We start from the raw sequence: 24,760 nt of genomic DNA on the forward strand, positions 1-24,760 counted from the left end.
CCCCTTGCAATCCCCGGATGCGGATGTGCAGGCACAACCGCAGCAAAGCGAAGGCCCCGTGTTGGCGGCGTGTTCGCGCAACGTCAGCCTGCCAGATGGGTCTCGCAGGCTGACGTCAGAGCAATATTACGGGGACGACGAAGGGGGCAGTTGCGCTTTCTGTCAGGCGCGCGGGCGCGGTCAGGCGTCGAGGTCCTGGGCGACCAGGTCGGCGACGGTGGCCAGCGCGGCGGCATCGTCGGAAGCCACGGTCACCTGGGCGCCGTTGCCGGCGCCGAGGGTCATGATCATCAGCGCGGAACCGGCGTCCACCGGCTCGCCACCGTCGACGGCCAGGGTGACGGGGACGCCGGCGTTGACCACGGCTTCGGCGATGATGGCGGCCGGCCGGGCGTGCAGGCCGATGGCGGATCCGACCACGACGGTCTTGCTGGGCATTGTTGTTCTCCTCTTGGCGGTGGTGGTGCGATGGGTGGGACGGATCAGGCGGATACGGGCGTCTTGGTGAACTGTTTGGCGAGCACCACCGCGAGGGCGGCGACCACGGTTCCGGCGGCCAGGGCGACCAGGAACCACATCAGGTGGCCGATCGCGAAGAACACGAAGATGCCACCGTGCGGCGCTTTGAGCGTGACGTCGAAGGCCATGATGAGCGCTCCGGTGACGGCACCGCCGGCCATCATCGACGGGATGACGCGCAGCGGGTCGGCCGCGGCGAACGGGATGGCGCCCTCGGAGATGAACGCGGCACCGAGGAACCACGCGGCGTTGCCGTTCTCCCGTTCGGGCTCACTGAACAGCCCTGGCCGCAGCCGGGTGGCCAACGCCATCGCCAGCGGCGGCACCATACCGGCGGCCATCACCGCGGCCATGATGCGAAGGGACGCGACATCGCTGACGTTGAGGCCGGCGGTGGCGAAGGCGTAGGCGGCCTTGTTGACCGGCCCACCCAGGTCGAAGCACATCATCAGACCCAGGATCACCCCGAGCAGGATCACCGAGGCGCCGGTCAGCCCGTTGAGCCAGTTGGTCAGGCCGGAGGTGATCGCGGCCAGCGGGCGGCCGAGCAGCATGAACATCAGCAGGCCGACGATCAGCGAGGCGAACAGCGGGATCACGACCACCGGCATGAGACCCCGGAACACCTGCGGCACATTGATCTTGCTGATCCACAGCGCCGCGAACCCGGCGATCAGGCCGCCGACGATACCGCCGATGAAACCACCACCGACGAAGACGGCGACCGCGCCGGCGGTGAATCCGGGTGCGATACCCGGCCGGTCGGCGATGGCGAAGCTGATGTAGCCGGCCAGCGCGGGGACCAGGAACATGAATGCCAGGCCGCCGAGGGTGAACAACACCGCGCCGAGGTACTGGACGAACCCGCCGGCCGGCAGGTTCACCAGCGAGTTTCCGGTCGCGATGTGCGCGCCCAGTGAGTTCATGCCGAAGGACAGCCCGTTGGCCCCCTCGGGTGCGTTGGCGATGTCGTAGCCGGCGAACAGGAAGCCCAGCGCGATCAGCAGGCCGCCGGCGGCGACGAACGGGATCATGTAGCTCACGCCGGTGAGCAGGATCTGACGCAACCGGGTGCCCCAGCCCAGGCTGTTCGCCGCGGACGCGGCGCCGGCCTCCTCGACCGAGCCGGATACCCGGGCCGCATGCGGATCGGTTGCGGCCGCAATGGCTTCGGAGATCATGGTGTCGGGTTCGTTGATGGCTCGCTTGACGCCCGAGGCGATGACGGGCTTACCGGCGAAACGCTGCTTGTCCTTGACACCGACATCGGTGGCGAAGATGACGGCGTCGGCACCGGCGATGGTGTCGGCAGGCAGCGGGGTGCTGCCGGAGGAGCCCTGGGTCTCGACGGTGAAGGTGACGCCGGCCCGTTCTGCGGCCAGCTTGAGGGCGTCGGCAGCCATGTAGGTGTGCGCAATACCGGTGGGGCAGGCGGTGATCGCCACGATCGACGTGGTCTTGCCGGGGACGGGCGCAACGGCGGCGGGACTGCCGGCGGGGGCCGGGTTCACCACCCCGTCGACGAGTGCCACGAGTTCCCCCGCGGTCTTGGCCGTCCGCAGCGATTCCACGAACTCCTTGCGGACCAGGGCTCGGGCCAGACTGGACAGCAACTTGAGATGGTCGGCACCACCGGATTCCGGTGCGGCGATGAGGAAGACCAGATCCGAGGGGCCGTCGGGGGCGCCGAAGTCCACGGCCGGCGCCAACCGGGCGAACCCGATGGTCGGCGTGTCGACGAAGGCCGAGCGGCAGTGCGGGATGGCGATTCCACCGGGGAGACCGGTGGCCGACTGACCCTCGCGGGCCATCGCGGCGGCCACCAGGCCGTCGGCGTCGCCGGTGCGGCCCGCGGCGGCGAGCAGTGCGGCGATGTGGGCGATGACGGACTCGTTGCTGGTGCCGGCATCGGTGTCGAGCAGCACCAGGTCGGTGGTGATCACCGGCTGTGCGGTATCGGTGGGTGACATGACGTGACCTTCTTGTCGGGGTTCAGGATCAGGCGGCGGACGGCGAGAGTGACCTCACCGCAACGGCTTCTGTGTTGATCTGCGCGGGCGCGGGCAGTGCCGAACCGGGTAGCGCGGCCGCGGCGCTGCCGTAGGCGACGGCCATCTGCAGCCGCTGCGCGGGTGGCGCACCTTCCAGTGCGGCACGCACATAGCCGGCCAGCGACGAGTCCCCGGCGCCGACCGTGCTGCGCGGGACGATGGGTGGCGGTGTGGCGAGCCAACTGCCGTCGCCGTCCACCAGCACGGCTCCGGCCGCTCCCAGGGTGACCAGGACGGCGGCGGCGCCACGGTCGACCAGTTGCCGGGCCGCGGCCACCACCGGTCCGGTATCACCCTGGGCGGCAGCGCTTTCCAACTCGGCGGCCGAGTGCCCGGTCAAGCCGGCGAGCTCCTCGGCGTTGGGCTTGATCACATCGGGGGCGGCGGTACCGAAACCCGCCGCAAGAGCGGCCAGCGGTGCGTCCGAGGTGTCCACCGCGACGCGGCAGTCGTAATCCGACAGTGCGGCCACCATATCGGCGTACCAGTGCACGGGGATGCCCGGGGGAAGCGAGCCCGACAGCACCACCCAGCTGGCACCTTGGGCGACCTGCAGCACGGTGTGTGTCAGCTCCTGCAGCGCGGCCGCCTCGAACGGCGCGCCGGGCTCGTTGAGTTTGGTGGTGGTGCCGTCACTTTCGGTGATGGCCAGATTGGTCCGCACCTGGCCGCGGATCGGCACGTTGCGAAACGGGACGCCGGCGGCCCGAAGTGCGGCCAGGATGAGATCGGCATCGGAGGCGGGTAACACGGCGATGGTGTCCAGTCCGGCCAGTCCGAGGGCGCGGGCCACGTTGACCCCCTTGCCGCCCGGCTCGTTGGTGACCGATCCGATCCGGTGTACCGCCCCCCGGGTGAGGGGAGTGCCGAGGGTGACCGTGCGGTCGATGCTCGGATTGGGTGTGACGGTGACAATCATGCCGCGGCTCCTGCCAGGACGATCTCGATGCCGAGACCGGTCAGTTCGGTGCGGTCGGCGTCGGTGATCTCGGTGTCGGTGACCAGCGCGTCGACGCTGGACAGGGGTGCGAAGCTGACCAGCTCCTCGCGGCCGATCTTGGACGAATCCGAGGCCACCACAACGTAATTGGCGCTGCGGACCATGGCGCGTTTGACGGCGGCCTCGTCGGGGTCGGGGGTGGACAGGCCGTGGCGGACGCTGATGCCGTTGGTGCCGATGAACGCGATGTCCACCCGCAGGTGATCGAGTGCCTGCAGCGTGGCGTCGCCCACCGCCGCCTGGGTGAGGCCGCGGACCCGTCCGCCGAGCAGTTGCAGCGTGACCGACGGGACGGCCGACAGTCGGGCGGCGATCGGGATGGAGTTCGTCACCACCACGAGGTCGCGGTCGGTGGGCATGGCCGCGGCGATCCGGCTGGTGGTGGTACCGGCGTCCAGCAGCACGCTGGAACCGGACAGTGGGAAGAAGTCGGCGGCTGCCGCGGCGATCGCGTCCTTCTGATCGGAGCGGGTGGTGTCGCGTTCGTCGACATCCTGCTCGACCAGGTGCAGGGCTCGCGACGGAACCGCGCCACCGTGCACGCGGCGCACCAGCCCCGCCTTGTCCAGGACGGCGAGGTCGCGCCGGACGGTTTCGGTGGTGACGTCGTAGGCCTGCGCAAGTTCGGCCACGGACGCGCGCCCCTGCCTGATCACCAGGGAGGCGATCGCTTGCTGACGTTCTTCGGCGTACATGGCTCCGGTCTCGGTGCTCGAGGTCTGGGATCGGGTGGGTTTTTCCGGTGCTATCCCGGTGGTGAATGTTGGTATGTGTTGTTTTACGCTTGTTTGTGTTGACTTGTCAACGATTTCTTGTAACGTGGCTCACATGAGTTCCCCATCTGTGACGGACACCGGGACCCTCGTCCTGACCGGTGTCCCGGTAGTGCCCGGAGTGGCCTATGCCCCGGTGATCCGTCCCGGGCGCAAGCCGGTCATCGATCTCGGTGCCGATTCGCTGGGCGAGGACGAGCGCCCGGCGGAATCGGCCAGGTTCACCGCCGCGGCCGCGACCGTGGCCGAACGGCTGCGGGAGCGGGCCGGTCGCGCCACCGGCGCCGCCTCCGAAGTGCTCGCGACCACCGCCGGTCTGGCGCAGGACCGGGCCTGGCTGGGTGCCGCGGAGAAGCGCATCGCCGAGGGTGCCCCGGCCGTGCGTGCGGTGGCCGCCGCCGTCGACCAGTTCGTCGGGCTGTTCACCCAGATCGGCGGGATGATGGCCGAGCGGGTCACCGATCTGCGCGATATCGGGGATCGGGTGATCGCCGAACTCGTGGGCCTGCCCGAGCCGGGGGTCCCGCAACCCGATGTGCCCTCGGTGCTGTGCGCCGAAGACCTCGCGCCCGCCGATACCGCGGGCCTGGATCCGTCGCTGGTGGTGGCACTGGCCACCACGCTGGGCGGACCCACCAGCCACACCGCGATCATCGCCCGTCAGCTGGGGATCCCGTGCGTCGTCGCCGTCACCGGACTCGATGACGTGCCCGTCGGCGCCAAGGTGCTCGTCGACGGCACCCGCGGCACGGTGACCGTCTCGCCGGATGATGCTGCCGCCCGTGGGGAAGTGGCCGAGGCGCAGCGTGCCGCCGCGACCGCGGCCGGCTGGTCCGGACCGGGCGCGACGGCCGACGGTCACGCCGTCGCGGTGCTCGCCAACGTCCAGGACGGTGCCGCGGCGCGGGCCGCCCGCCAGACACCCGCAGAGGGCGTCGGCCTGTTCCGCACCGAGATGTGCTTCCTCAACACCGACACCGAGCCGACGGTCGAAGAACAGGCGAGCATCTATGCCGAGGTACTCGAGGCCTTCGCCGGTGGCAAAGTCGTGATCCGCACCCTCGACGCCGGCTCCGACAAGCCGCTCAAGTTCGCGGGCCACCCGGATGAGGCCAACCCCGCGCTGGGGGTGCGAGGTATCCGGATCGCGACGGGCAACCCGGGGCTGCTCGATCGCCAGCTCGCGGGCATTGCCGCCGCGGCACAGCGGTCCGGTAACGCGCCCTGGGTGATGGCGCCGATGATCGCGACCGCCGAAGAGGCGAAGAGCTTTGCGGCCAAGGTCCGTTCGCACGGGCTCATGGCGGGCGTGATGATCGAGGTGCCGGCCGCGGCGCTGCTGGCCGACCGGATTCTCGAGCACGTCGACTTTCTGTCGATCGGCACCAATGATCTTGCGCAGTACACGATGGCCGCCGACCGGATGTCTGCGGACCTGGCCACCCTCACCGATCCGTGGCAGCCCGCGGTGCTCGCACTGGTCGCCATGGCGGTGAACGCCGGTGCCGCGGTGAGCAAGCCGGTCGGTGTGTGCGGGGAGGCGGCGGCGGATCCGTTGCTGGCGTGTGTGCTCACCGGCTTCGGCGTGACCTCGCTGTCGGCGGCCTCGGCCGCTGTCCAGGGCGTGGGCGCCAAACTGGCGCAGGTCACCTTGCAGCAGTGCCGCGACGCCGCCGAGGCCGTACTGGGTACCGCCAGCGCCGCGGACGCCCGAGCCGCCGCACGCGCCGTCCTGGGGTAGGCGGGAATTAATCGGACCATAGTCCGGTTAGATGTGGTATGCCTGCCATCACAGCCGATACGCTGACCCTGCCCCGCATCGCGGGGCCGGAACCTGCCGACACCGAACGCCCGGTGCGTTCGATCACCACCGGCCCACGCGGTTTCGAGGGGGAGGGCTTCCCCGTCGTGCGCGCGTTCGCCGGGGTGAGCGCCGCCGACCTCGACCCGTTCATCCACATGGATCAGATGGGCGAAATCGAATACCAGCCCGGTGAGCCGAGGGGAACGGACTGGCACCCGCACCGCGGGTTCGAGACCGTCACCTACATGATCGACGGCCGCTTCGCCCATCAGGATTCGCACGGTGGCGGTGGATTGATCACCGACGGTGCCACTCAATGGATGACCGCCGGGGCCGGGATCTTGCACATCGAGACGCCACCGGCCGAACTCGTCGAGAGCGGCGGCGTGTTCCACGGCATCCAGTTGTGGGTGAACCTGCCCCGTGCCGACAAGTTCGCCACGCCCAGGTACCAGGCCATCGAGGGGCGTGAGGTGCAGTTGCTCTCCTCGGTCGACGGCGGGGCGCTCGTGCGCGTCATCGCCGGTGAGGTGGACGGCCACACCGGGCCGGGTGGTACACACACCCCGATCACGTTGGCGCACGCCACGATTGCCCCGGGCGCGCGGCTGGATATGCCGTGGGACAGGCGGTTCAACGCCCTGGTGTACGTGTTGTCCGGGCGCGGCTCGGTGGGACCGGTGAGTCACCCGATCCAGCAGGGTCAGCTGGCCGTGCTCGGGCCGGGCGACCGGATCGCGTTGGCCGCGGATGGCTCCCAGGACTCCCACCGCCCGGCGATGGAGGTTCTGCTGTTGGGCGGCCAGCCGATTCGCGAGCCGGTCTTCCACTACGGGCCGTTCGTGATGAATTCCAAGTCCGAGGTGATCGAAGCGCTGGAGGATTTCAACGCGGGCCGGTTCGGGACGGTGCCGCCGAATGCGCTCCGGCCCCATCGCTGACCGGTTCCGGGTAAAGCAGTTCCAGTTCGCCGAGGTGGGCGGCGACGGTGACCAGCGGCAGCGCGGCCGCGATCGCCAGTTCGCCCGCACCGGCGCCGGCGCGCAGGGCCCGCACGAAGTCGTCACTGATCGGCGGACCGAAGTGCACCGACTCGACACCGCGAAACCGTTCGCATACTGCGTGGCAATGAGATTCGAGGGCTTCACGGACCTGGGGGTAGACCGCCAGGGGTGGTGGGACGACATCCGCGATCAGCTCGGCCGCGGCCCTCAGCCGGGTGGCTCGGTTGGCCGACCTGATCACCGGCGCGCGCAGGTCGGTCGGGCCCCCGCTCTCCGAAAGATAGTGGCGCACCGTGTCATCCAGGGTCCGGGCAGCGGACAGCGCATCGTGGCCGAGTGTGGTGATGCGGTCGTCGGCCTCCTCCGAGGCGCCCCGCGTCACCCGTCGCACCGCGGCCTTCATATAGGCCGTGCCGGCCGCGCGGGCGGCATCCAGTGACCGGGTCACCGCCGCGGCCGCACCCCGCGGCCACAACAGCAGCGACACGACCACACCGACAAGGGCGCCGATCGCCACGTCCTCGACCCGGATCAGGCCCACCCGCCAGCCGATCGGGTGGATCAGGTTGAAGATGATCACCACCATCATGGTGAACGCGGCCTGCCCGGCGATGAACGACGCCACCTCCGGGACGAACGCCGACCCGAATGCGACCAGTGGCAGCGCCAGCCACATCACCACCGGGTCCACGCCCAGCAGCGCGATGAAGGCCGCGCCGAGCCCGAACCCGATCACCGTCCCGGCGACCGCGCGTACGACGCGGGTCCCGGTGGTCAGGGCACTGCTGCGCAACACCGACATGGCGCCCAGCACCACCCACAGCCCGTTCTGCAGGGGGAAAAGATGCGTCACCCCGACGGCCAGGGCCAGCCCCAATCCGGTGCGAAGACTGTTGCGCACCACCACGGCCCGCGTCGCGACCAACCCCGACGGGATGCTGGCGATGGCCTCGGATTCGGACAGCACCCGTGCGGCCGCGCCGGAATCCGGCAGTCGCAGGCCCAGCACTCGCGCCCACACCGGGCGGGCGTCGGCGTCGGCGGCCAGTCCGATCACCCGCCCCGTCGCGGAGACGCACGCCGATATCGTTCTGCGGGTCAACAGTTTTCGTCCGATTCCCAGCGCCGCGGAGTCATCGGGTGCGTCGAGGATCTCGCAGATGTCCTCGCGGTACCGGCTCTGCGCGATGAGTCGCTGCACGGCCAGGGCGTGGGCCAGCGCGCTGCGATGTGCGTCGCGTTGCGGGCCGCCGGTCTCCAGCACGGCGGCGGACTCACGCAGCACCGCCACGATCGGGTCCCGCAGCTCGGCAAGCGCGGTGCCGGGGGATCGCGTCACGAGGTCGGACAGCCACTGCAGGTCGTCGATCACCCGCACGAGCGCCCGGCTGCCCGCGGTCAGTCCGACCGGGCGGAAATCGGCACCGAGAAAAGTGGTGCGCAGCTTGTCCATCGCCTCGTGAACGGCGTCAAGGTCCTCGGCGCTCGGCTCGACCCGGTCCAGCGTGTCGGCGAGCGTCGCGCAGACCCGGGCGGCGTAGAGCCGAAGTTCGTTGTGATGGCGCGGAGGGAACACGAAGAGCGCGGCGGGCACGCACAGGGCGAGCGCGATCACCCAGCCGAGCAGGCGATCCGGAATCGGGCCCGGCGGCAGGCACAGGGCCGGAACGAAGGTGAGCAGGGTGGAGCGCTGGCCGGCGGCCACGATCTCACTGAGCACGCCGGCGAACATCACCGCCGCCGCCACCACGAACATCACGGCCACGGCCAACCACGGCACGGACGCCACCACGGTGCCCAGGGTGACCAGGATGGCCCCGTTGACTCCCAACCCGGCGTAGGCCAGGGCCCGGGCGGGCCGGTTTCCGGGGAAGTCGACGAGGATCAGCAGGGCGACCGCGCCGAGAATCGCGAACAGCGGCGTCTGCACGCCACCGACGCTGAACCCGGCGGCGGCGACCACCGGCATCATCAGCCCGGCGCGCGCGGCGCGACGCATCGCGTCGTACTCGGGGTCGCGCGCATGCACCCTTCGCCACAGCCTGAGCCACAGGCCGGCAGGGGTGAGCATGCCCGACGATGTTAGACGGTCACGGGTGGTCCGGAACGGTGCCGAACATCCCGGAGTCCAGCCCGTCGAGCAGTTGGTCGGCCAACCAGCGCAGGTCTCCGAAATCGCGGGGCAGCGAGGTCTGCTCATAGCCGGTCAGCAGATATACCGCGGCGATCGCGAACACATGCGCCTGCCGGTCGCTGGTGAGGATCTCCAGCGCCGATTCCTTCATGATGTCGAACCGCTGCTGGTCGACGGTGCGCTGCACCTCACCCACCGTCGGGTCGATGGAACTCCACACCCGGATGGCCGCCTCGGCGCCGTGCGGCAGGGCGAGCGCCTCCTCGACCAGCGTGCCGATCCTGCGCCGCGGATCGGACTCGGCTCGGGCCGCGTCGATGATCTGGGTGGTCTTCACCTGCACCCAGTTGTCGACGAGCGCGCGGGTGTAGGACGACCAGCTGGTGAAGTAGTGATAGAACGAACCCGTCGTGACACCGAGTCGCTGGCATACCTCGGCCAGCTTCAGGCCGCCGTAGCCGAGGTCGGACAAGATGTCGATACCGGCTTCGAAATATGAATCCCTCGACACGCCAACCCCCATGGTGGGACACCTTAGTTCGGTCTGTCCACGGATACTGCCGGGCTGCGCCGGTCCGGCGCCCGGAGCAACGATAACCAACGTTTGCTGGGCGCGAGCTGTAGATAACGCCGAGGCGAAGATCGCGGTAGTGAAGTGGGTAATCTGTGGCACAATTTGACTGTGCCGCACATAGCCAGCAGAGGACCGGGTCGCCCGCCTGCAGCCAAAGCAGCAGACACCCGAGAGCGTATCCTGCAGGCTGCGCGGGAGGTGTTCAGCGAACTCGGCTATGACGCCGCGACCTTTCAGGCGATCGCCATCCGCTCGGACCTCACCAGGCCCGCCATCAATCACTACTTCGAGAGCAAGCGGGTGCTCTATCGCGAGGTGATCGAGCAGACCAATGCCATGGTGGTGGGCGCCGGGTTCGAGCGAGCCAAGGCTCAGTCGACGTTACTGGCCAGGCTGTCGGCATTCTTCTCGGTGGTCATGCAGACCGATACCAAGGATCGCTCGGTGGCCGCCTTCCTGGTCACCTCGGTGCTGGAAGCGCAGCGTCATCCTGAGCTCGCCCACGAGACCCACGACTCGCTGGCCAGTTCGCGGGAGTTCATTTCGTGGGCGGTCCGGGAGGCGATGGGCAGTGGGGAGCTAACCACCGACACCGACGTGGAGACGCTTGTCGAGCTCCTTGTCGCGGTCATGTGGGGGATGGGCTTCTACGCCGGGTACGTCGGCTCGCATGCAGATCTGGAACGTGTTATCGAGAAGTTCGAACTGCTGCTGGCTAACAAGCTCTGGTCGCTGCCGACGTAACTGGCACCTGCGCTAGCTTATAGCTAATCTAAGTTGTTCGGTAGCATGGCGGAATGAGTTCTCTGCGCACCGACGACGACACCTGGGACATCGCCACCAGTGTCGGAACCACCGCCGTCATGGTGGCCGCCGCCCGCGCGGCCGAAACCGACCGGGACGACCCCCTGATCAGCGATCCGTACGCCAAGATCCTGGTCGGCGGCACCGAGGCCGGGGTGTGGAACTTCATGCTGGACAAGGAGTTCGTGGCCAAGGCGGCCGAGATCGATGCCGAGGCCGCGGCGATCTTCACCCACATGGGCAGCTACCAGGCGGTGCGGACGAAGTTCTTCGACGAGTTCTTCGCCGCCGCCGTCGACGCGGGCGTCCGGCAGGTCGTGATCCTGGCCTCCGGGCTGGACGCGCGGGCCTATCGGCTGGACTGGCCGGCAGACACCACGGTCTTCGAGATCGACCAGCCCAAGGTGCTCGAATACAAGGCCGCGGTGCTGGCCGAACACGGCGTCCGGCCGTCCGCGACGCTGCATCAGGTGCCGGTTGACCTTCGGCACGACTGGCCCGGCGTGCTCACCGACGCGGGATTCGACGTCGCCGCGCCGACCGCGTGGCTGGCCGAGGGGCTGTTGATGTATCTGCCCGCTGACGCGCAGGACCGGCTGTTCGGCCAGATCACCGAGCTGAGTGCGCCGGGCAGCCGGATCGCCGTCGAGACCGCGCCCCGCCAGGCCCAGGAGCGTCGGGAGGAGATGCGAGCCCGGTTCGACGCCATCCGGGAGAAGTTCGGGATGGGCGAGAGCATCGATGTGGGTGAGCTGATGTACAACGACCCGGACCGTGCGGATGTCGCCGTCTGGCTGGCCGAGCACGGCTGGGACAGCACGGCGGTCACCTCGGCCGACGAGATGCGCCGGCTGGGCCGCTGGGCGCTGCCCAGCGGCCCCGACACCCCCGGCGATGACGCGTTCTCCTACTTCGTCACCGCGGTCCGCCGGTAGACGGGCGCGGCGGGGTCTTCTGGCCGCCCAACCAAGTGGTTAGTATTCGGGGCATCTCATGCGGAAGGACGCGCCCGTGACCACGACCGATGCGACGCCAGCGACCACCCCGGTCGCGGCTCCCGATATCCCGGCGATCGTCGCCGATGTCCGCGCGGCCTTCGCCACCGGCCGCACCCGCGACCTGCGGTGGCGCAAGCAGCAGCTGCTGGCCCTGCAGAGACTCGTGGTCGACAACGAGTTGGCGATCGCCGCCGCCCTCGACGAGGACCTCGGCCGCAAGCCGTTCGAGGCGTGGCTCGCCGATGTCGCCAGCGTGGCCGCCGAGGCCGGTGACGCCGCCAAGCACGTTGCCAAGTGGGCCCGCCGCAAGTATCGGCGCCTGGAGATCTCGCAGTTGCCGGGCCGCGGCTGGATCGAATACGAGCCGTTCGGCACGGTGCTGGTCATCGGTGCCTGGAACTTTCCGTTCGCGCTGACCCTCGGGCCGGCGGTGGGCGCGATCGCCGCGGGCAACGCCGTCGTGCTCAAACCGTCCGAGTTGGCGCCGGCCTCGTCGGCACTGATGGCCGAACTGGTGCCGCGCTATCTGGATCCGCGCGCGGTCGTGGTCGTCGAGGGCGACGGTGCGGTCAGCCAGGAACTCATCGACCAGGGCTTCGACAAGCTGTGCTTCACCGGTGGTACCGAGATCGGGCGCAAGGTCTACCAGAGTGCGGCCGCGCATCTGACGCCGGTGACGCTGGAACTCGGTGGCAAGAGCCCGGTGATCGTCGCCGCCGACGCCGATATCGAGGTGGCCGCCAAGCGCATCGCGTGGACCAAGCTCATCAACTCCGGCCAGATCTGCATCGCTCCCGATTACCTGCTGGCCGACGCCAGCATCCGCGACGAGCTCGTCGACCGGATCAAACGGGCCGTGACGACGTTCGAGGCCGACGCTGCCGGCGGCAAGCGGATCGTGAACCGGCGTCACTTCGATCGCCTGGCCGGGGCGGTCGCCGTCACGACCGGTGAGGTGGTGATCGGCGGCGGATCCGATGCCGAGGCCCTCGAGATCGACGCGACCGTCGTGCTCGACCCCGCGCTCGACGAACCGCTGATGACCGACGAGATCTTCGGCCCCATCCTGCCCATCATCACCGTGCAAAACCTTTCTGAGGCAATCGATTTCGTGAACGCCCGGCCGAAACCGCTGGCGGCATATCTGTTCACCGGGTCGAAGGACACCCGGGAGCGGGTGATCCGGGAGGTGCCGGCCGGCGGCATGGTGGTCAACCACCTGATCTTCCACTTCGCCACCACGCGGCTGCCGTTCGGCGGTGTCGGGCCGTCGGGTATCGGCGCCTATCACGGGCGTTTCGGATTCGAGGAGTTCAGCCACCGGAAGTCGGTGCTGACCAAGCCGACCCGGCCGGACCTGGCCAAGATGATCTATCCGCCCTACACCGAGAAGGCATGGAAACTGGCGCGCAAGATCTTCTGACGCCCCTGTGTCAGTGGCTCTGATGAACCGTGTTGTCCACCTGCGGCGCCGATGCGTGCGGCTGGATGTCGTAGATCCAGTCGTGGTGGCTGATATCGGCCGAGGCCGGGGCCGCCAGGCCCAGGACGGCGGCGGTCAGTCCGCCGGCGATGATCGCGGTGATGCTGATGTTCTTGACGTTCTTCATGATCGTGCTTCTCTCTTCTGCCGTCTTAGGTGCTTTTCGCGCCCTCTGACAGGTGAAACGCACAGGTCAGCGAGGTAATCCCGATGGCGGTGATTGATCGGCGGTTGGCAGGAACAAGTCGTCGGCGGACCCGGTCTACCGCCGCAGAACCGACTTCCGTATACAGAAGGTTGTCGTCCGACAACCGGACAGAAAACCGTGGAGAGGAATCCCATGCCCGGAGTGCAGGATCGCGTCGTCGTCGTCACCGGTGCCGGTGGTGGACTGGGCCGTGAATACGCCCTGACGCTGGCCCGTGAAGGGGCCAGTGTCGTCGTCAACGACCTCGGCGGTGCCCGTGACGGGTCCGGTGCCGGACACAACATGGCCGACCAGGTCGTCGAGGAGATCAAGGCCGCCGGTGGCCGTGCCGTGGCCAACTACGACAGCGTCGCCGAGTCCGCGGGTGCGGAGAACATCATCAAGACCGCCATCGACGAGTTCGGCAAGGTCGACGGCGTGGTGAGCAACGCCGGCATCCTGCGTGACGGCACCTTCCACAAGATGACCTTCGAGCAGTGGGACGCCGTGCTGAAGGTGCATCTGTACGGCGGTTACAACGTGATCCGCGCCGCATGGCCGCATTTCCGCGAGCAGAGCTTCGGCCGGGTGGTCGTGGCCACCTCCACCAGCGGTCTGTTCGGCAACTTCGGACAGGCCAACTACGGTGCCGCCAAGCTCGGCCTGGTCGGGCTGATCAACACGCTGGCGCAGGAGGGTGCGAAGTACAACATCAAGACCAACGCCGTCGCGCCGATCGCGGCCACCCGGATGACCCAGGACATCCTGCCGCCCGAGGTCTTCGAGAAGCTCACCCCCGAATACGTGGCGCCGGTGGTGGCCTACCTGATGACCGAGGAACTGCCCGACACCGATTCGGTGTTCATCGTCGGTGGCGGCAAAGTACAGAGGACAGCGCTCTTCCAGAACGAAGGTGTGGTGTTCTCAACCGTGCCCTCGGTCGACGAGATCGCGGCCAAGTGGGGCGAGATCACCGATATGTCCGCTGCGCAGGCGGCGAGCTTCAAGCTCGGATGAAAGCCCTTGTCGCACAATCCCTGACCGGTACCGAGGGGCTTGCCTACACCGACGTCGACGACCCCGTATCCCCGGATGCGGTGATCATCGACGTCGGCGCGGCCGGCGTCTGCTTCCCGGACCTGCTGCTGTTGCGCGGTGAATACCAGCTGCGGCTGGAACCCCCGTTCACCCCGGGGATGGAGGTGGCCGGAACCGTGCGTTCGGCCCCCGCGGAATCGGGATTTTCTGCTGGACAGCGTGTTTCGGCATTCACCATGCTGGGTGGCTACGCGGAGCAGGTGGCGGTGGCGCCGTCGAGCGTGGTGCCGACTCCCGAGGGCATCGACGATGCGGCGGCGGCAGCTCTGCTGGGCAACTACTACACGATGTACTTCGCCCTGGCGCGCCGCGCGGCATTGCGGGCCGGGGAGACGGTGTTGGTCCTCGGTTCGGCCGGCGGTATCGGCGTGGCGAGTATCCAGATCGCCAAGGCGATGGGGGCGCGGGTGGTGGCGCTGGTGCACCGGCCCGACGCCCTGGACTTCGTCTCCGGCGTTGGCGCCGACGTGGCTCTGCCGTTGACCGACGGCTGGCGCCAGGCGGTGCTGGAGGCCACCGACGGCCGCGGTGTGGATGTGGTGGTGGACCCGGTGGGCGGGGATGCGTTCGATGACGCCATCCGGGTGCTGGCCCCCGAGGGCCGGCTGTTGGTCATCGGATTTGCTGCCGGACAAGGCATTCCGACGGTCAAGGTGAACCGGCTGCTGCTGCGCAATGCCAGCGTGGTCGGCGTCGGGTGGGGCGAGTTCGTCCGGCAGTCCCCGGGTGCGCAGGCCGAGGTGGGTGCCGGTCTGGCGCAACTGGTGGCGGCGGGCCTGCGCCCGCCCGCACCGGTGAGCTACCCGCTGGCCGACGGCGCGGCGGGTCTGCAGGCGCTGGCCGACGGCAAGATCCGGGGCAAGCTCGTTCTCGTTCCGTAGCCTGAAGCGGTGAGCACCCTCGGCGTCGTCCTGGTGGCCGTGGTCATCGCAATCGGCCTGGCCGGCATCGTGATACCGATCCTGCCAGGCGGGCTGCTGGTCTTCGCCGCGATCCTGGTCTGGGCGCTGGTCGAGCAGACCGCCGTGGGCTGGGTGACCCTCGGTATCGCCGCGGCGTGCTTCGTCGTCGCCGAGGTGATCAAGTACACGTGGCCGGTGCGCCGGATGCGGGCCGCCGAGGTCGGCACCTGGAGCCTGGTGGCCGGCGGGGTGCTCGGTGTCATCGGGTTCTTCGTGGTGCCCGTGCTGGGCCTGGTTCTCGGCTTCGTCCTCGGGGTGTACCTGGCCGAGCTGGCCAAACGCCGGGATCAGCGCCGGGCCTGGGCGTCCACCGTGCACGCCGTCAAAGGTGTGGCGCTGTCGGTCGGGGTGGAGTTCACCGGGGCGCTGCTGGCCACCATCACCTGGGCCGTCGCCGTGCTTGCCTGGTGATTTCGGCGCGCTCGCGTTCGCTCAGCGAGCGTCAGCGCGCCGAAATCGCTGACCGAACGGTGGCGATGACGCGCTCGGGGTACTCGGTGAGGTCCAACCACGTGAATCGCAGCACCTGCCAACGATGAAGGATGAGGTAGTTCTGTCGGCGCCGGTCATTGTTGAACGCCTCCGGATCGCTGTGAAAGGCCCAGCCGTCGACCTCGATCGCGACGCGTTGCACACCGAAGGCGATATCGATCTTGTAGGGGCCGACCGGTTGGTTCGTCCGCCAGCCGGTGATTCCGGCCTGACGAAGCAGACTCACCAATAGCCGTTCGGCTTCGGAACGGGCACCGCTCTGGGCGGCCATCAGGAGCCGTCGCGTGGCCGGTGAGCCGTACCGACCCTTGTTGCGCAGATGTGCGCGCCACAACTCGCGGAGTTGCGAATCTCCCTGCCGTGCAGTGTCCATGATGTGGGCCCCTGCACCGCCACGCCGAACCGCCGCCTCGCAGATGGTGAGCGGGAGCGCTGTGACCGTCAGATCGCGATATGTCGCGAGGTCGTTCTCGCCGAGGTCGCGGCGGCGGATTCGACAGCCTTCGCGACTCCTGCCGTGGCTGTTCCGCGGCACTGTCACCTCGACGATGCCAGGTGCGAAGCGAGTGAGCCCGTGCCACCAAGCTGCGGCCAGTCCGCTTGCGGCGGCTTTGCCCCCGTACCCCCAGACTGCGGCTCTGATGCGAGCGGCGTCGGTGAAGGGTCGGTCGTTGACGAAATACACGCCGAGTGCGCACCGTACCCAATGGCCGGACTGGACCCGCCTGCGGACGGACTGCGGGCTCAGACCTGCTTCCCCGGCTTGAGCAAGGGTGACGACGCCGTCATGCCTGCGCAAATATTCGTCGAGCACATGGAGTTCGGACGCAGATTCGCCGCCGTCGGTTCCATCCATGACGATTTCGGCGCGCTCGCGTTCGGTCAGCGAGCGTCAGCGCGCCGAAATCACTGATGCAGGGCGGCGCGCAATCGGTCGAGTTGGTCGGGAGTCACTTCCGCGACGTCCAGGAAACCGCCGAGCGAGCCGTACTTCTCGTCGCGCACCCGCCACGCCGCATCCAGGTACTCCTCGCGCACCCCGAGCACCTCGTCGGTCAGCCGGGCCTCGGCGAAGGTGATCACCTCGGCGGAGTCCGACCGGGCGCGCACCGATTCCAGGATCTGCTCGCGCAACGGGGGGATCGCGTCATTGCTACGCAGGAAGTCGGCCAGGATGGCCTCGCGGTCGATGCCGACGGCCTCCAGCACGGTCGCCACGGTGAATCCGGTGCGGTCCTTGCCCGCGAAGCAGTGGGCCAGCACGGGCTTGTGGTCGGCCAGCATCGCGATGACCTGCCGCACCGCGGTCTGTGCACCGGGTAGGGCGGGGAACTCCTCGTAGACCTCGGCCATGTAGCGCTTGGCCGCCTCGGCGACGTCCTCGTCTGCGGGTGACTCGGACATCACCCGCTGAAAGGTCGATTCGTGCGGTGCGTCCTGCTCGCTGTCGTCGTCGAAGTGGAACGGCAGCAGATGCACGGCCACGCCGGCGGGCAGCAGGCCCCCGCCGCGGCGCTGGACCTCGCGGTGCGAGCGCAGATCGACGATATCGGCGATACCGAGCGCGGACAGAGTGGCGCGACCGCTGTCATCGAGCCGGCTCAATTCACTGGAGCGGTACAGCAGGCCGGGACGGATCCCGGTCTGCTCGGCGACGTCACGGAAGTTCCAGGCACCCGACAGTTCCACGCTGACTACTTTGTCACAGCCGCCGCAAACGCCGATTTCTCCCGGCCGAGTTCGGCGCGGGCGATGGTGCGGATGTGCACCTCGTCGGGCCCGTCGAACAGGCGCATGGCGCGGTGCCAGGCGTACAGGCGGGCCAACGGGAAGTCATCGGACACCCCGGCGCCGCCGTGCACCTGGATCGCGCGGTCGAGCACATTGCACGCGACCTGCGGGGCGACGGACTTGATCTGGGAGACCAGCACGTGCGCGGCCTTGTTGCCCTGCTGGTCGATCGTCCAGGCGGCCTTTTCGCACAGCAGCCTGGCTTGATCGATCTCATTGCGGGACTTGGCGATCTGCTCGCGCACCACGCCCTGTTCGGCCAGCGGCTTACCGAAGGCGATGCGGGTCTGCACCCGGTCGATCATCAACGCCAACGCCCGCTCGGCCGCACCCAGGGCGCGCATGCAGTGGTGGATCCGGCCCGGCCCCAGCCGGGCCTGGGCGATCGCGAACCCGCTGCCTTCCTCGTGGAGCAGGTTCTCCACCGGCACCCGCACGTTGTCGAACACGATCTCGCAGTGCCCGTGCTGGTCCTGCCAACCGAACACCGGCAACGACCGAAGGACGGTGACCCCAGGTGTATCAATGGGCACCAGGATCATCGACTGCTGCGCGTGGCTGGCGGCGTCGGGGTTGGTGCGGCCCATGACGATCAGCAGCTTGCAGCGCGGGTCGGAGGCCCCGGTGATCCACCACTTGCGGCCATTGATCACGTAATCCGAGCCGTCGCGCAGCATGGTGGTCTCGATATTGCGGGCATCGCTGGAGGCCACCGCGGGCTCGGTCATCGCGAACGCCGAGCGGATCTCACCGTTGAGCAGGGGTTCGAGCCACTGCGCACGCTGCGCCTCGTTGGCGAACAGGTGCAGGGTCTCCATGTTCCCGGTGTCCGGGGCGGCGCAGTTGAGCACCTCGGGGGCGATCTCCATGCTCCAGCCGCTCAGCTCGGCCAGTGGGGAGTACTCCAGGTTGGTCAGTCCGGACTCGGCGGGCAGAAACAGGTTCCACAGCCCGGCCGCCTTGGCCTTGACCTTGAGTTCCTCGACCACCGGCGGCACCGTGTGGTCCTTGGGACCCATGTGGTCGCGATAGGCGTGATACGACGCCTCGGCCGGGAACACGTTCTCGACCATGAAGTCGGAGAGCCGCTTGTGGTAATCAGCCGCCTTGGCAGACATCGCGAAGTCCATGACCGTCACGATATGCCACTTGGTTAGACAAGTGGAAGGAGGTATGGGTGCACCCCGCCCGCCTCCTTCGGCGAGGGGTTGACCGGCGAGGATGTTCCGCTGTTCCGAGCGTCACGGCGGCGAGCAGGCCGGACAGGGCGGCCAGCCCGATGACTGTCCCGGCCACTGCAGGCCAGCCGGCGGTGTCGAAGGCCACCCCGCCGAACCAGCCGACCACGCTGGAGCCGGCGTAGTAGCAGAGGTTGTACAGCGAGGAGGCCTGCGCTTTGCCGTCGGCGGCGGCGGTCCCCACCCAGCCCGACGCGATCGAGTGTGCGCCGAAGAATCCGGCCGTGGCCAGCACCAGCCCGGCCAGTACGGCAAAGATGTTGTCGCTGAGCGTGATCGCGGTGCCGGCGATCATCGTCGCGGTGGAGGCGAGCAGTACCGTGCGGCGGCCGTGCCGGCCTGCTTCGGCGCCGGCTCGGGCCGAAGCCCAGGTCCCGGCCAGATAGGCCAGGAACATCAGGCTGACCAACGTCTGCGGCAGGTGGAACGGCGCCGCCATCAGTCGGAAACCCAGGAAGTTGTACATGGCGACGAACCCGCCCATCAGCAGGAAACCCTGGCCGAACAACACCAGCTGCCGGGGTGAGCGCAGATTGGCCAGCAGTTTGTGGCCCAGATCGCGGCTGCGCGACGGGGTGAAGCCGCGTGCGCGCGGCGCAAGTTTGACGAATGCCGTTGCCGCCAAAGCGCATAGCACCGCCACCGTGAGCACGCCGGCCCGCCAGCCGGCGTACTGTGCGACCGGCCCGGTGACCAATCGGCCGGCCAGGCCCCCGATCGTCGTCCCCGCCACGTAAGTGCCCGCCGCGCGGGTGGCGTGACCGGATGCGATCTCCTCGGTCAGGTAGGCGATGGCGACGGCGGGGACACCGCCCAGCATCAGTCCTTCGAGCAGCCGGCCGCCGAGCAGCAGGTCGGCAGTCGGCGCGAACGGTACCAACAGCCCGAGAACCGTTGCCGCGGCGACGGAAATCGTCATCGCCTGGACCCGGCCGATCCGGTCGGCAAGCACCGACCACGGGATCACGCCGAGCGCCAAGCCGACGGTGGCGGCCGAGACGGTCAGCGCGGCGTGCGCGGCACCGGTGCCCAGATCGGCGGCGATCAGCGGCAGCACGGCCTGCGGCGAATACAGCTGCGCGAAGGTGGCGACGCCCGCACAGAACAACGCGGCCAGCAGCCTGCGGTACTCGGCCGACCCACGTGCATGTCCCCGCCAGGTCGCTGTGGTGGTCGCAGAAGTCACTCAGACGACGCTAGGACTCCTAAAACAATGTGTCCAATGCATGAATTTAGGCAAGTTCATGACGATTCTGTATGACGAAATCGATCAGCCGCGCCGCGGCGGGCGGCACCTCCCGGGAGCTGTTCCAGGTCAGCCCGATCTGCCGTTTGGCGGACGCCTCGGTGAGCGGAACATAGGCCGCACCGGGTTCGGCGCGCTGTGGTCTGGGTACCGGGACGACCGCCACCCCGAATCCCGCCGCCACCAGCCCTTCCATCGTCGGGATCTCCATGGCCTCGAAGACCACCGGCGGGTCGATTCCGGCCTCCTCGCACAGCTCATCGGTCAGCTGGCGCAGCCCGAATCCCGGTGCCAGCCCGACGAATGGTTCGGCGCCCGCGTCGGCGAGCCGGATGCGGGTCCGTCGGGCGAAGGGGTGCTCGCGAGGTACCGCCAGACACAGCCGCTCCACGTAGAGGCCGCGCCACGGGAAGCCCGGCGGCCGCGGTGAGGTGATCGCGAGATCGGCCTGCCCGGCCGTGAGCCGCTCGACGATCTCGTGGGCGGCCCCCTGGAACAGCTCGAATCGCACCCGGGGTGCCTCGGCCCGGAACCGCCGCAACAATTCCGGAACGAACCCACCGGCTTGCGAATGCAGGAACGCCAGCCGCACCAGGCCGGTCTCCGGATCGCGCAGTGCCGCGATACGTTCGGTGGCCGAACGCATTTCGGCGATGCTGCGGCGGGCATGCTCGAGCAGGATCCGGCCGTAGGCGTTGAGCGCCAATCTGCGGTTGACCCTGTCGAACAACGGTGCACCGACCTGGGCCTCCAGCCGGGCCAGCGCTCGCGACAGGGTCGGCTGGCTGATGCCGAGCTCGGCCGCCGCGTCGGTGACGTGTTCGGTTTCGGCGAGCACGACGAACCACCGCAGCTCGTCGGAATCCATACCGATGACTCTCCCGGTCGGCGCAAGCTGTGACAAGCTGACTCGCATGCAGGACTCGGCACAGAAGGTGCGCGTGGTGGTCGGTGATGACCACCCGATGTTTCGCGACGGAGTGGTCCGGGCACTGGTGGCCAGCGGATCCATCGAGGTGGTCGCGGAGGCAGACGACGGGGTGGCCGCGCTGGAGGCCATCCGCACCCACAAACCTGCGGTGGCGCTGCTGGATTACCGGATGCCGGGAATGGATGGCTCCGAGGTGGCGGCCGCGGTGACCCGCGACCAGCTGCCCACCCGGGTGCTGCTGATCTCGGCCCATGACGAATCGGCCATCGTCTACAAGGCGTTGCAGGACGGCGCGGCCGGCTTCCTGTCCAAGGAGTCGACCCGCGGCGAGTTGGTCAGCGCCGTACTGGACTGTGCGCGGGGACGCGATGTGATCGCCCCTGCGCTGGCCGCGTCGCTCGCCGGTGAGATCCGGCGCCGTCACGAGCCCGATGCGCCGACACTGTCCGCCCGCGAGCGGGAGGTGCTGGGCATGATCGCCAGTGGGCTGAGCATCCCGGCGATGGCCAAGGAGCTGTATCTGGCGCCGTCCACGGTCAAGACCCACGTGCAACGGCTCTACGAGAAGCTCGGCGTCGGCGACCGGGCGGCCGCGGTGGCGGAGGCGATGCGGCGCAAGCTGCTCGACTGACGTGGTGCGCATCGTCGACTTCTTCGCGGCCGAACCGGTCCGGGTCTCCGCGGTGCTGCGGTTACCGCTGATCGCGCTGATCGCGGTGCTGGTGTGGATCTGGGAGGTCGACCACTGGCTGCCCGCTCTCTATGCGGTGGTGCTGGGCACATACGCGATCGCCGCCGTGGTGTGGGTGCTGGTGGCGTTGCGGGGTCCGCTGCCGCGCTGGGCGGACTGGGCGTCCACGGGAGTCGACGTCCTGGTCATCGTGGTGCTGTGCCTGGTGTCCGGAGGTGCCACCGCGGCGCTGCTGCCGGTGTTCTTCCTGCTGCCCATCTCGGTGGCGTTCCAAGACCGGCCGTGGCTGACCGGCATCATCGGAACCCTCACGGCCGCAGCGTATTTATCGGTGTGGATCGTCTACTCCAAGCGCGACGACCGCATCGGCCTGCCCAATATGGTGTACACCCACTTCGGCTTCCTGATGTGGCTGGCGGTCGCGACCACCGCGTTGTGCCTTGTGCTGTCGCGTCGTTCGGCCCGGGTCAAGGCACTGCTGGAGGTGCGCCGGCAACTGGTGTCGGAGGCGATGGCTGCCGACGAACGGCGTCACCGGGAGGTGGCCGAGAACCTGCACGACGGTCCGTTGCAGAACCTGCTGGCCGCCCGGATGGAGCTCGACGAGATCCGGGAACGGCTGCCCGATCCCGCGCTGGATGCGGTGCACTCGGCGCTGCAACAGACTGCGGCCCTGTTGCGCTCCGTCGTCACCGAACTGCACCCGCAGGTGCTCGCGCAGCTCGGTTTGACGGCCGGGGTTCGGGAGTTGGCGCGGCAGTTCGAATCTCGTGGGCAAGGCGAGGTGATCGCCGACCTGGAGGAGGTCGGCAAGCCGGAATCGGAGCCGCTGATCTACCGGGCCGCGCGGGAGCTGTTGGCCAATGTCGGCAAGCACGCGCACGCCACGGTGGTGACGATCAGGCTGGTGCGCCTCGGCGACCGGGTGGTGCTGACGGTTGCCGACGACGGCGTCGGATTCGATCCGTCCCTGGTCGCCGACCGGGTGGCCGCCGGCCATATCGGCCTGGGATCACTGCTCGTTCGGGTCGATGCGATGGGTGGGGACATGGATGTGGACTCGGCGCCGGGGCGCGGGACGACGGTCACGGTGACCTCCCCGCCGGAACCGGCCTCCGTCAGGCGGTGAGCCCGCGGGCGATCACCAATCGCTGAATCTGGTTGGTGCCCTCGAAGATCTGGGTGATCTTGGCCTCGCGCATATACCGCTCCGGACGGAAGTCGCGGGTGTAGCCGACCCCGCCGAACACCTGCACGGCGTCGGTGGTCACCTTCATCGCGGCGTCGGTGGCGATCAGCTTGGCCACGCTGGCTTGTGTCGAGTACGGCAGACCCTGATCGCGTCGCCGTGCCGCATCCAGATAGGTGGCCCGCGCGCTGACCACCTCGGCGGCCATCGCCGCAAGCAGGAAGCCCAGCCCCTGATGGTCGATGATCTTGCGCCCGAACGTCGTTCGCTCGTTGGCGTAGCGCAGCGCCTCGTCGAGGGCGGCCTGGGCGATACCCACGGCCACTGCGGCGATGCCGAGGCGACCGGAATCCAGTGCGGAGAATGCGATCGGCAGGCCCTGTCCTTCGGCGCCGATCAGCCGGTCGGCCTCGATGCGCGCGTTGTCGTAGTACGCGGAGGTGGTCGGCACCGCGTGCAGACCCATCTTCTCCTCGGGTTGGCCGAAACTCAGGCCTTCGGTGTCGCCCGGCACCAGAAAACACGAGATCCCGCGGGAACCCTCTCCGGTCCGCGCGAACAGGGTGTAGAAATCGGCCTTACCGCCGTGGGTGATCCATGCTTTCGAACCGTTGAGCACGTAGTGATCGCCATCGCGGACGGCCGCACACCGCAAGGCCGCGGCATCGGAGCCGGCCTGCGGTTCGGACAGACTGTAGGCGCCGATCTGCGCTCCGGACAGCATGTCGGGCAGCCACCGCTGCTTCTGGTCGTCGCTGCCGAACATCAGCAGTGCGTGCGAGGACAGGCTGTGCACGCTCACCGCCACCCCGATCGCCGCCCAGCGCGCGGCGATCTCCTCGAGCACCTGCAGATATACCTCGTACGGTTGGCCGCCACCGCCCCACTCCTCCGGCTGCGGCAGGCTCAGCAGCCCGGCAGCGCCCAACTGGGCGAACACGCCGTCGGGGTAGGTCTCGGCCTTCTCGTGGGCGTCGACGATGGGGTCGAGCACGCGATCGGCGATATCGCGGGTCAGCGCGATGAGCTCGTGTGCTTCTGCGGTGGGCAGCAGGCGGTCGACAGCCACGGGAGGTCGCCTTTCCAAAACAGTACTGAAGTTGAGTCAACAGTATCATTGAGGGTACTGAATGCATCACTGCAGTACTATTGGGTGATGTTCGATCTGGCGGACGACGGTTTCGCGACACGTCGGCAGACCGCGTTGTTCGACGATCTGCTGGTCCTGTTCCTGTCGGAGGGGTTCAGTCACCTCACACTGGATGACATCGCGGCGAGACTGCGCTGCTCGAAGTCCACCCTCTACACCCTGGCCGGCAGTAAGGACGAGTTGGTCAGGCGGGTGACGATCCACTTCTTCAAGCGTGCGACCAATGCCGTCGAGGCGATCCTGGAGCAGACCAAGAGCGAGCGCATCGCGGCGTACCTCACCGCAGTCGGCGAGGAGTTGGCCGTGGCCTCGGACGTGTTCATGGCCGATCTCAACGCGTTCGCCCCGGCGCGCGAGGTGTATGAAGCCAATACCCGCGCCGCCGCGCAGCGCGTGCGCGAACTGATCGAGGAAGGCGTCGGCAACGGTGCGTACCGTCAGGTGCACGCCTCGTTCGCGGCGGATCTCGTCGCGACGATCATGGTCCGTATCCAGCAGCGCGAGGTCCGCACGGCGACAGGTCTGAGCGATGCCGAGGCGTATGCCGAGTTGGCCACGCTGCTCACCTACGGTTTGCGGGCCTGAACCCGCAGGGTCCTACAGTGCTCCGGCTGGATACGCGCTACAGCGCTCCGGCTGAA

General features: G+C 68.5%; 25 protein-coding genes. 12 read left to right on the plus strand and 13 right to left on the minus strand.

All coding sequences use genetic code 11. The features are described from left to right. Positions 1–180: 180 nt before the first annotated feature. Genes QN239_RS03740 through QN239_RS03755 form a run of 4 tightly spaced genes read right to left on the minus strand, consistent with a single transcriptional unit; the run spans position 181 to position 4,265 of the window. Positions 181–438, minus strand: a complete 258-nt coding sequence (locus QN239_RS03740; protein ID WP_090359152.1) for an HPr family phosphocarrier protein — start codon at positions 436–438, stop codon at positions 181–183. 44 nt (positions 439–482) lie between these two features. Then, complete coding sequence (locus QN239_RS03745; protein ID WP_499008235.1) at positions 483–2,489, minus strand: PTS fructose transporter subunit IIABC; 2,007 nt, start codon at positions 2,487–2,489, stop codon at positions 483–485. Positions 2,490–2,517: 28 nt separating this feature from the next. After that, positions 2,518–3,489: a 1-phosphofructokinase family hexose kinase gene (locus QN239_RS03750; RefSeq protein ID WP_499008236.1), complete on the minus strand. Its 972-nt coding sequence runs from the start codon at positions 3,487–3,489 to the stop codon at positions 2,518–2,520. After that, a complete protein-coding gene (locus QN239_RS03755) occupies positions 3,486–4,265 on the minus strand; it encodes a DeoR/GlpR family DNA-binding transcription regulator (RefSeq protein ID WP_090359147.1) in 780 nt (259 codons plus the stop codon). Before QN239_RS03755 ends, QN239_RS03750 begins: the two co-directional genes overlap by 4 nt. 73 nt (positions 4,266–4,338) lie before the next feature. Here QN239_RS03755 and QN239_RS03760 point away from each other — a divergent pair, with 73 nt between their 5' ends. Both QN239_RS03760 and QN239_RS03765 read left to right on the plus strand, forming a co-directional pair. Beyond that, positions 4,339–6,084 carry a phosphoenolpyruvate--protein phosphotransferase gene (locus QN239_RS03760; RefSeq protein ID WP_499016557.1) on the plus strand — a complete coding sequence of 582 codons (1,746 nt, stop codon included), beginning with the start codon at positions 4,339–4,341 and terminating at the stop codon, positions 6,082–6,084. A 38-nt stretch (positions 6,085–6,122) separates the two neighbouring features. After that, positions 6,123–7,088: a pirin family protein gene (locus tag QN239_RS03765; protein ID WP_499008237.1), complete on the plus strand. Its 966-nt coding sequence runs from the start codon at positions 6,123–6,125 to the stop codon at positions 7,086–7,088. On the opposite strand, the gene QN239_RS03770 is transcribed toward QN239_RS03765, so the two are convergent. After that, complete coding sequence (locus tag QN239_RS03770) at positions 7,033–9,222, minus strand: FUSC family protein (RefSeq protein WP_499008238.1); 2,190 nt, start codon at positions 9,220–9,222, stop codon at positions 7,033–7,035. The genes QN239_RS03765 and QN239_RS03770 overlap by 56 nt on opposite strands. Before the next feature lie 19 nt (positions 9,223–9,241). Beyond that, a complete protein-coding gene (locus QN239_RS03775; protein WP_090359140.1) occupies positions 9,242–9,808 on the minus strand; it encodes a TetR/AcrR family transcriptional regulator in 567 nt (188 codons plus the stop codon). Between the two features lie 159 nt (positions 9,809–9,967). Here QN239_RS03775 and QN239_RS03780 point away from each other — a divergent pair, with 159 nt between their 5' ends. From QN239_RS03780 to QN239_RS03790, 3 genes are all read left to right on the plus strand, one after another. Continuing rightward, positions 9,968–10,603: a TetR/AcrR family transcriptional regulator gene (locus QN239_RS03780; protein ID WP_090359138.1), complete on the plus strand. Its 636-nt coding sequence runs from the start codon at positions 9,968–9,970 to the stop codon at positions 10,601–10,603. Positions 10,604–10,656: 53 nt separating this feature from the next. Next, positions 10,657–11,598 carry a class I SAM-dependent methyltransferase gene (locus QN239_RS03785; RefSeq protein WP_499008239.1) on the plus strand — a complete coding sequence of 314 codons (942 nt, stop codon included), beginning with the start codon at positions 10,657–10,659 and terminating at the stop codon, positions 11,596–11,598. A gap of 76 nt (positions 11,599–11,674) precedes the next feature. Next, on the plus strand, positions 11,675–13,084 hold the full coding sequence (locus QN239_RS03790) for an aldehyde dehydrogenase family protein (protein WP_499008240.1): 1,410 nt from the start codon (positions 11,675–11,677) through the stop codon (positions 13,082–13,084). 10 nt (positions 13,085–13,094) lie between these two features. On the opposite strand, the gene QN239_RS03795 is transcribed toward QN239_RS03790, so the two are convergent. Continuing rightward, positions 13,095–13,271, minus strand: a complete 177-nt coding sequence (locus QN239_RS03795; protein WP_090359132.1) for a hypothetical protein — start codon at positions 13,269–13,271, stop codon at positions 13,095–13,097. Positions 13,272–13,484: 213 nt separating this feature from the next. Between QN239_RS03795 and QN239_RS03800 the strand changes: the two genes are divergently transcribed. The 3 genes from QN239_RS03800 to QN239_RS03810 are packed head-to-tail and all read left to right on the plus strand — an operon-like array spanning position 13,485 to position 15,802. Continuing rightward, the gene (locus QN239_RS03800) at positions 13,485–14,348 is read left to right on the plus strand and encodes an SDR family oxidoreductase (RefSeq protein WP_499008241.1); all 864 of its coding nucleotides are present in this window, start codon (positions 13,485–13,487) and stop codon (positions 14,346–14,348) included. Then, the gene (locus QN239_RS03805; RefSeq protein WP_499008242.1) at positions 14,345–15,310 is read left to right on the plus strand and encodes an NADPH:quinone oxidoreductase family protein; all 966 of its coding nucleotides are present in this window, start codon (positions 14,345–14,347) and stop codon (positions 15,308–15,310) included. The genes QN239_RS03800 and QN239_RS03805 overlap by 4 nt, the downstream gene beginning before the upstream one ends. Before the next feature lie 9 nt (positions 15,311–15,319). Next, the gene (locus tag QN239_RS03810) at positions 15,320–15,802 is read left to right on the plus strand and encodes a DUF456 domain-containing protein (protein ID WP_499008243.1); all 483 of its coding nucleotides are present in this window, start codon (positions 15,320–15,322) and stop codon (positions 15,800–15,802) included. Between the two features lie 31 nt (positions 15,803–15,833). Here QN239_RS03810 and QN239_RS03815 read toward each other — a convergent pair whose 3' ends face one another. Further along, entirely contained in the window at positions 15,834–16,682 is an 849-nt protein-coding gene (locus QN239_RS03815) for a PDDEXK-like endonuclease domain-containing protein (protein WP_499016560.1), read from the minus strand. On the opposite strand from QN239_RS03815, the gene QN239_RS03820 reads away from it, so the two are divergent. Continuing rightward, positions 16,590–16,796, plus strand: coding sequence for a hypothetical protein (locus QN239_RS03820; RefSeq protein WP_499017034.1), 207 nt, complete (start codon positions 16,590–16,592; stop codon positions 16,794–16,796). The genes QN239_RS03815 and QN239_RS03820 overlap by 93 nt on opposite strands. On the opposite strand, the gene QN239_RS03825 is transcribed toward QN239_RS03820, so the two are convergent. The 4 genes from QN239_RS03825 to QN239_RS03840 are packed head-to-tail and all read right to left on the minus strand — an operon-like array spanning position 16,790 to position 21,026. Next, a complete protein-coding gene (locus QN239_RS03825; RefSeq protein ID WP_499008244.1) occupies positions 16,790–17,572 on the minus strand; it encodes a tyrosine-protein phosphatase in 783 nt (260 codons plus the stop codon). The two genes, QN239_RS03820 and QN239_RS03825, sit on opposite strands and share 7 nt — an antisense overlap. 5 nt (positions 17,573–17,577) lie before the next feature. Further along, positions 17,578–18,804, minus strand: a complete 1,227-nt coding sequence (locus tag QN239_RS03830; protein WP_499008245.1) for an acyl-CoA dehydrogenase family protein — start codon at positions 18,802–18,804, stop codon at positions 17,578–17,580. Then, positions 18,773–20,098, minus strand: coding sequence for an MFS transporter (locus QN239_RS03835; RefSeq protein WP_499008246.1), 1,326 nt, complete (start codon positions 20,096–20,098; stop codon positions 18,773–18,775). The genes QN239_RS03830 and QN239_RS03835 overlap by 32 nt, the downstream gene beginning before the upstream one ends. 46 nt (positions 20,099–20,144) lie before the next feature. Next, on the minus strand, positions 20,145–21,026 hold the full coding sequence (locus QN239_RS03840) for a LysR family transcriptional regulator (RefSeq protein ID WP_499008247.1): 882 nt from the start codon (positions 21,024–21,026) through the stop codon (positions 20,145–20,147). A 46-nt stretch (positions 21,027–21,072) separates the two neighbouring features. On the opposite strand from QN239_RS03840, the gene QN239_RS03845 reads away from it, so the two are divergent. Continuing rightward, positions 21,073–21,720, plus strand: a complete 648-nt coding sequence (locus tag QN239_RS03845) for a response regulator (RefSeq protein WP_170847301.1) — start codon at positions 21,073–21,075, stop codon at positions 21,718–21,720. 4 nt (positions 21,721–21,724) lie between these two features. After that, entirely contained in the window at positions 21,725–22,909 is a 1,185-nt protein-coding gene (locus QN239_RS03850; RefSeq protein WP_499008248.1) for a sensor histidine kinase, read from the plus strand. Here the strand turns inward: QN239_RS03850 and QN239_RS03855 are convergent. Continuing rightward, positions 22,899–24,038: an acyl-CoA dehydrogenase family protein gene (locus QN239_RS03855; RefSeq protein WP_499008249.1), complete on the minus strand. Its 1,140-nt coding sequence runs from the start codon at positions 24,036–24,038 to the stop codon at positions 22,899–22,901. The two genes, QN239_RS03850 and QN239_RS03855, sit on opposite strands and share 11 nt — an antisense overlap. A gap of 87 nt (positions 24,039–24,125) precedes the next feature. Between QN239_RS03855 and QN239_RS03860 the strand changes: the two genes are divergently transcribed. Then, the gene (locus tag QN239_RS03860; protein ID WP_499008250.1) at positions 24,126–24,704 is read left to right on the plus strand and encodes a TetR/AcrR family transcriptional regulator; all 579 of its coding nucleotides are present in this window, start codon (positions 24,126–24,128) and stop codon (positions 24,702–24,704) included. Positions 24,705–24,760 lie beyond the last annotated feature (56 nt).

Source organism: Mycolicibacterium sp. Y3 (assembly GCF_051188035.1).
Lineage (GTDB): Bacteria > Actinomycetota > Actinomycetes > Mycobacteriales > Mycobacteriaceae > Mycobacterium > Mycobacterium fluoranthenivorans.

Excerpts from the sequence above, each read along its gene's own strand:
- QN239_RS03740 (WP_090359152.1), bottom strand. The coding sequence starts at position 438 with ATGCCCAGCAAGACCGTCGTGGTCGGATCCGCCATCGGCCTGCACGCC.
- QN239_RS03745 (WP_499008235.1), bottom strand. The coding sequence starts at position 2,489 with ATGTCACCCACCGATACCGCACAGCCGGTGATCACCACCGACCTGGTG.
- QN239_RS03750 (WP_499008236.1), bottom strand. The coding sequence starts at position 3,489 with ATGATTGTCACCGTCACACCCAATCCGAGCATCGACCGCACGGTCACC.
- QN239_RS03755 (WP_090359147.1), bottom strand. The coding sequence starts at position 4,265 with ATGTACGCCGAAGAACGTCAGCAAGCGATCGCCTCCCTGGTGATCAGG.
- QN239_RS03760 (WP_499016557.1), top strand. The coding sequence starts at position 4,339 with ATGTGTTGTTTTACGCTTGTTTGTGTTGACTTGTCAACGATTTCTTGT.
- QN239_RS03765 (WP_499008237.1), top strand. The coding sequence starts at position 6,123 with ATGCCTGCCATCACAGCCGATACGCTGACCCTGCCCCGCATCGCGGGG.
- QN239_RS03770 (WP_499008238.1), bottom strand. The coding sequence starts at position 9,222 with ATGCTCACCCCTGCCGGCCTGTGGCTCAGGCTGTGGCGAAGGGTGCAT.
- QN239_RS03775 (WP_090359140.1), bottom strand. The coding sequence starts at position 9,808 with ATGGGGGTTGGCGTGTCGAGGGATTCATATTTCGAAGCCGGTATCGAC.
- QN239_RS03785 (WP_499008239.1), top strand. The coding sequence starts at position 10,657 with ATGAGTTCTCTGCGCACCGACGACGACACCTGGGACATCGCCACCAGT.
- QN239_RS03795 (WP_090359132.1), bottom strand. The coding sequence starts at position 13,271 with ATGAAGAACGTCAAGAACATCAGCATCACCGCGATCATCGCCGGCGGA.
- QN239_RS03800 (WP_499008241.1), top strand. The coding sequence starts at position 13,485 with ATGCCCGGAGTGCAGGATCGCGTCGTCGTCGTCACCGGTGCCGGTGGT.
- QN239_RS03805 (WP_499008242.1), top strand. The coding sequence starts at position 14,345 with ATGAAAGCCCTTGTCGCACAATCCCTGACCGGTACCGAGGGGCTTGCC.
- QN239_RS03820 (WP_499017034.1), top strand. The coding sequence starts at position 16,590 with ATGGCCGGACTGGACCCGCCTGCGGACGGACTGCGGGCTCAGACCTGC.
- QN239_RS03830 (WP_499008245.1), bottom strand. The coding sequence starts at position 18,804 with ATGGACTTCGCGATGTCTGCCAAGGCGGCTGATTACCACAAGCGGCTC.
- QN239_RS03840 (WP_499008247.1), bottom strand. The coding sequence starts at position 21,026 with ATGGATTCCGACGAGCTGCGGTGGTTCGTCGTGCTCGCCGAAACCGAA.
- QN239_RS03845 (WP_170847301.1), top strand. The coding sequence starts at position 21,073 with ATGCAGGACTCGGCACAGAAGGTGCGCGTGGTGGTCGGTGATGACCAC.
- QN239_RS03860 (WP_499008250.1), top strand. The coding sequence starts at position 24,126 with ATGTTCGATCTGGCGGACGACGGTTTCGCGACACGTCGGCAGACCGCG.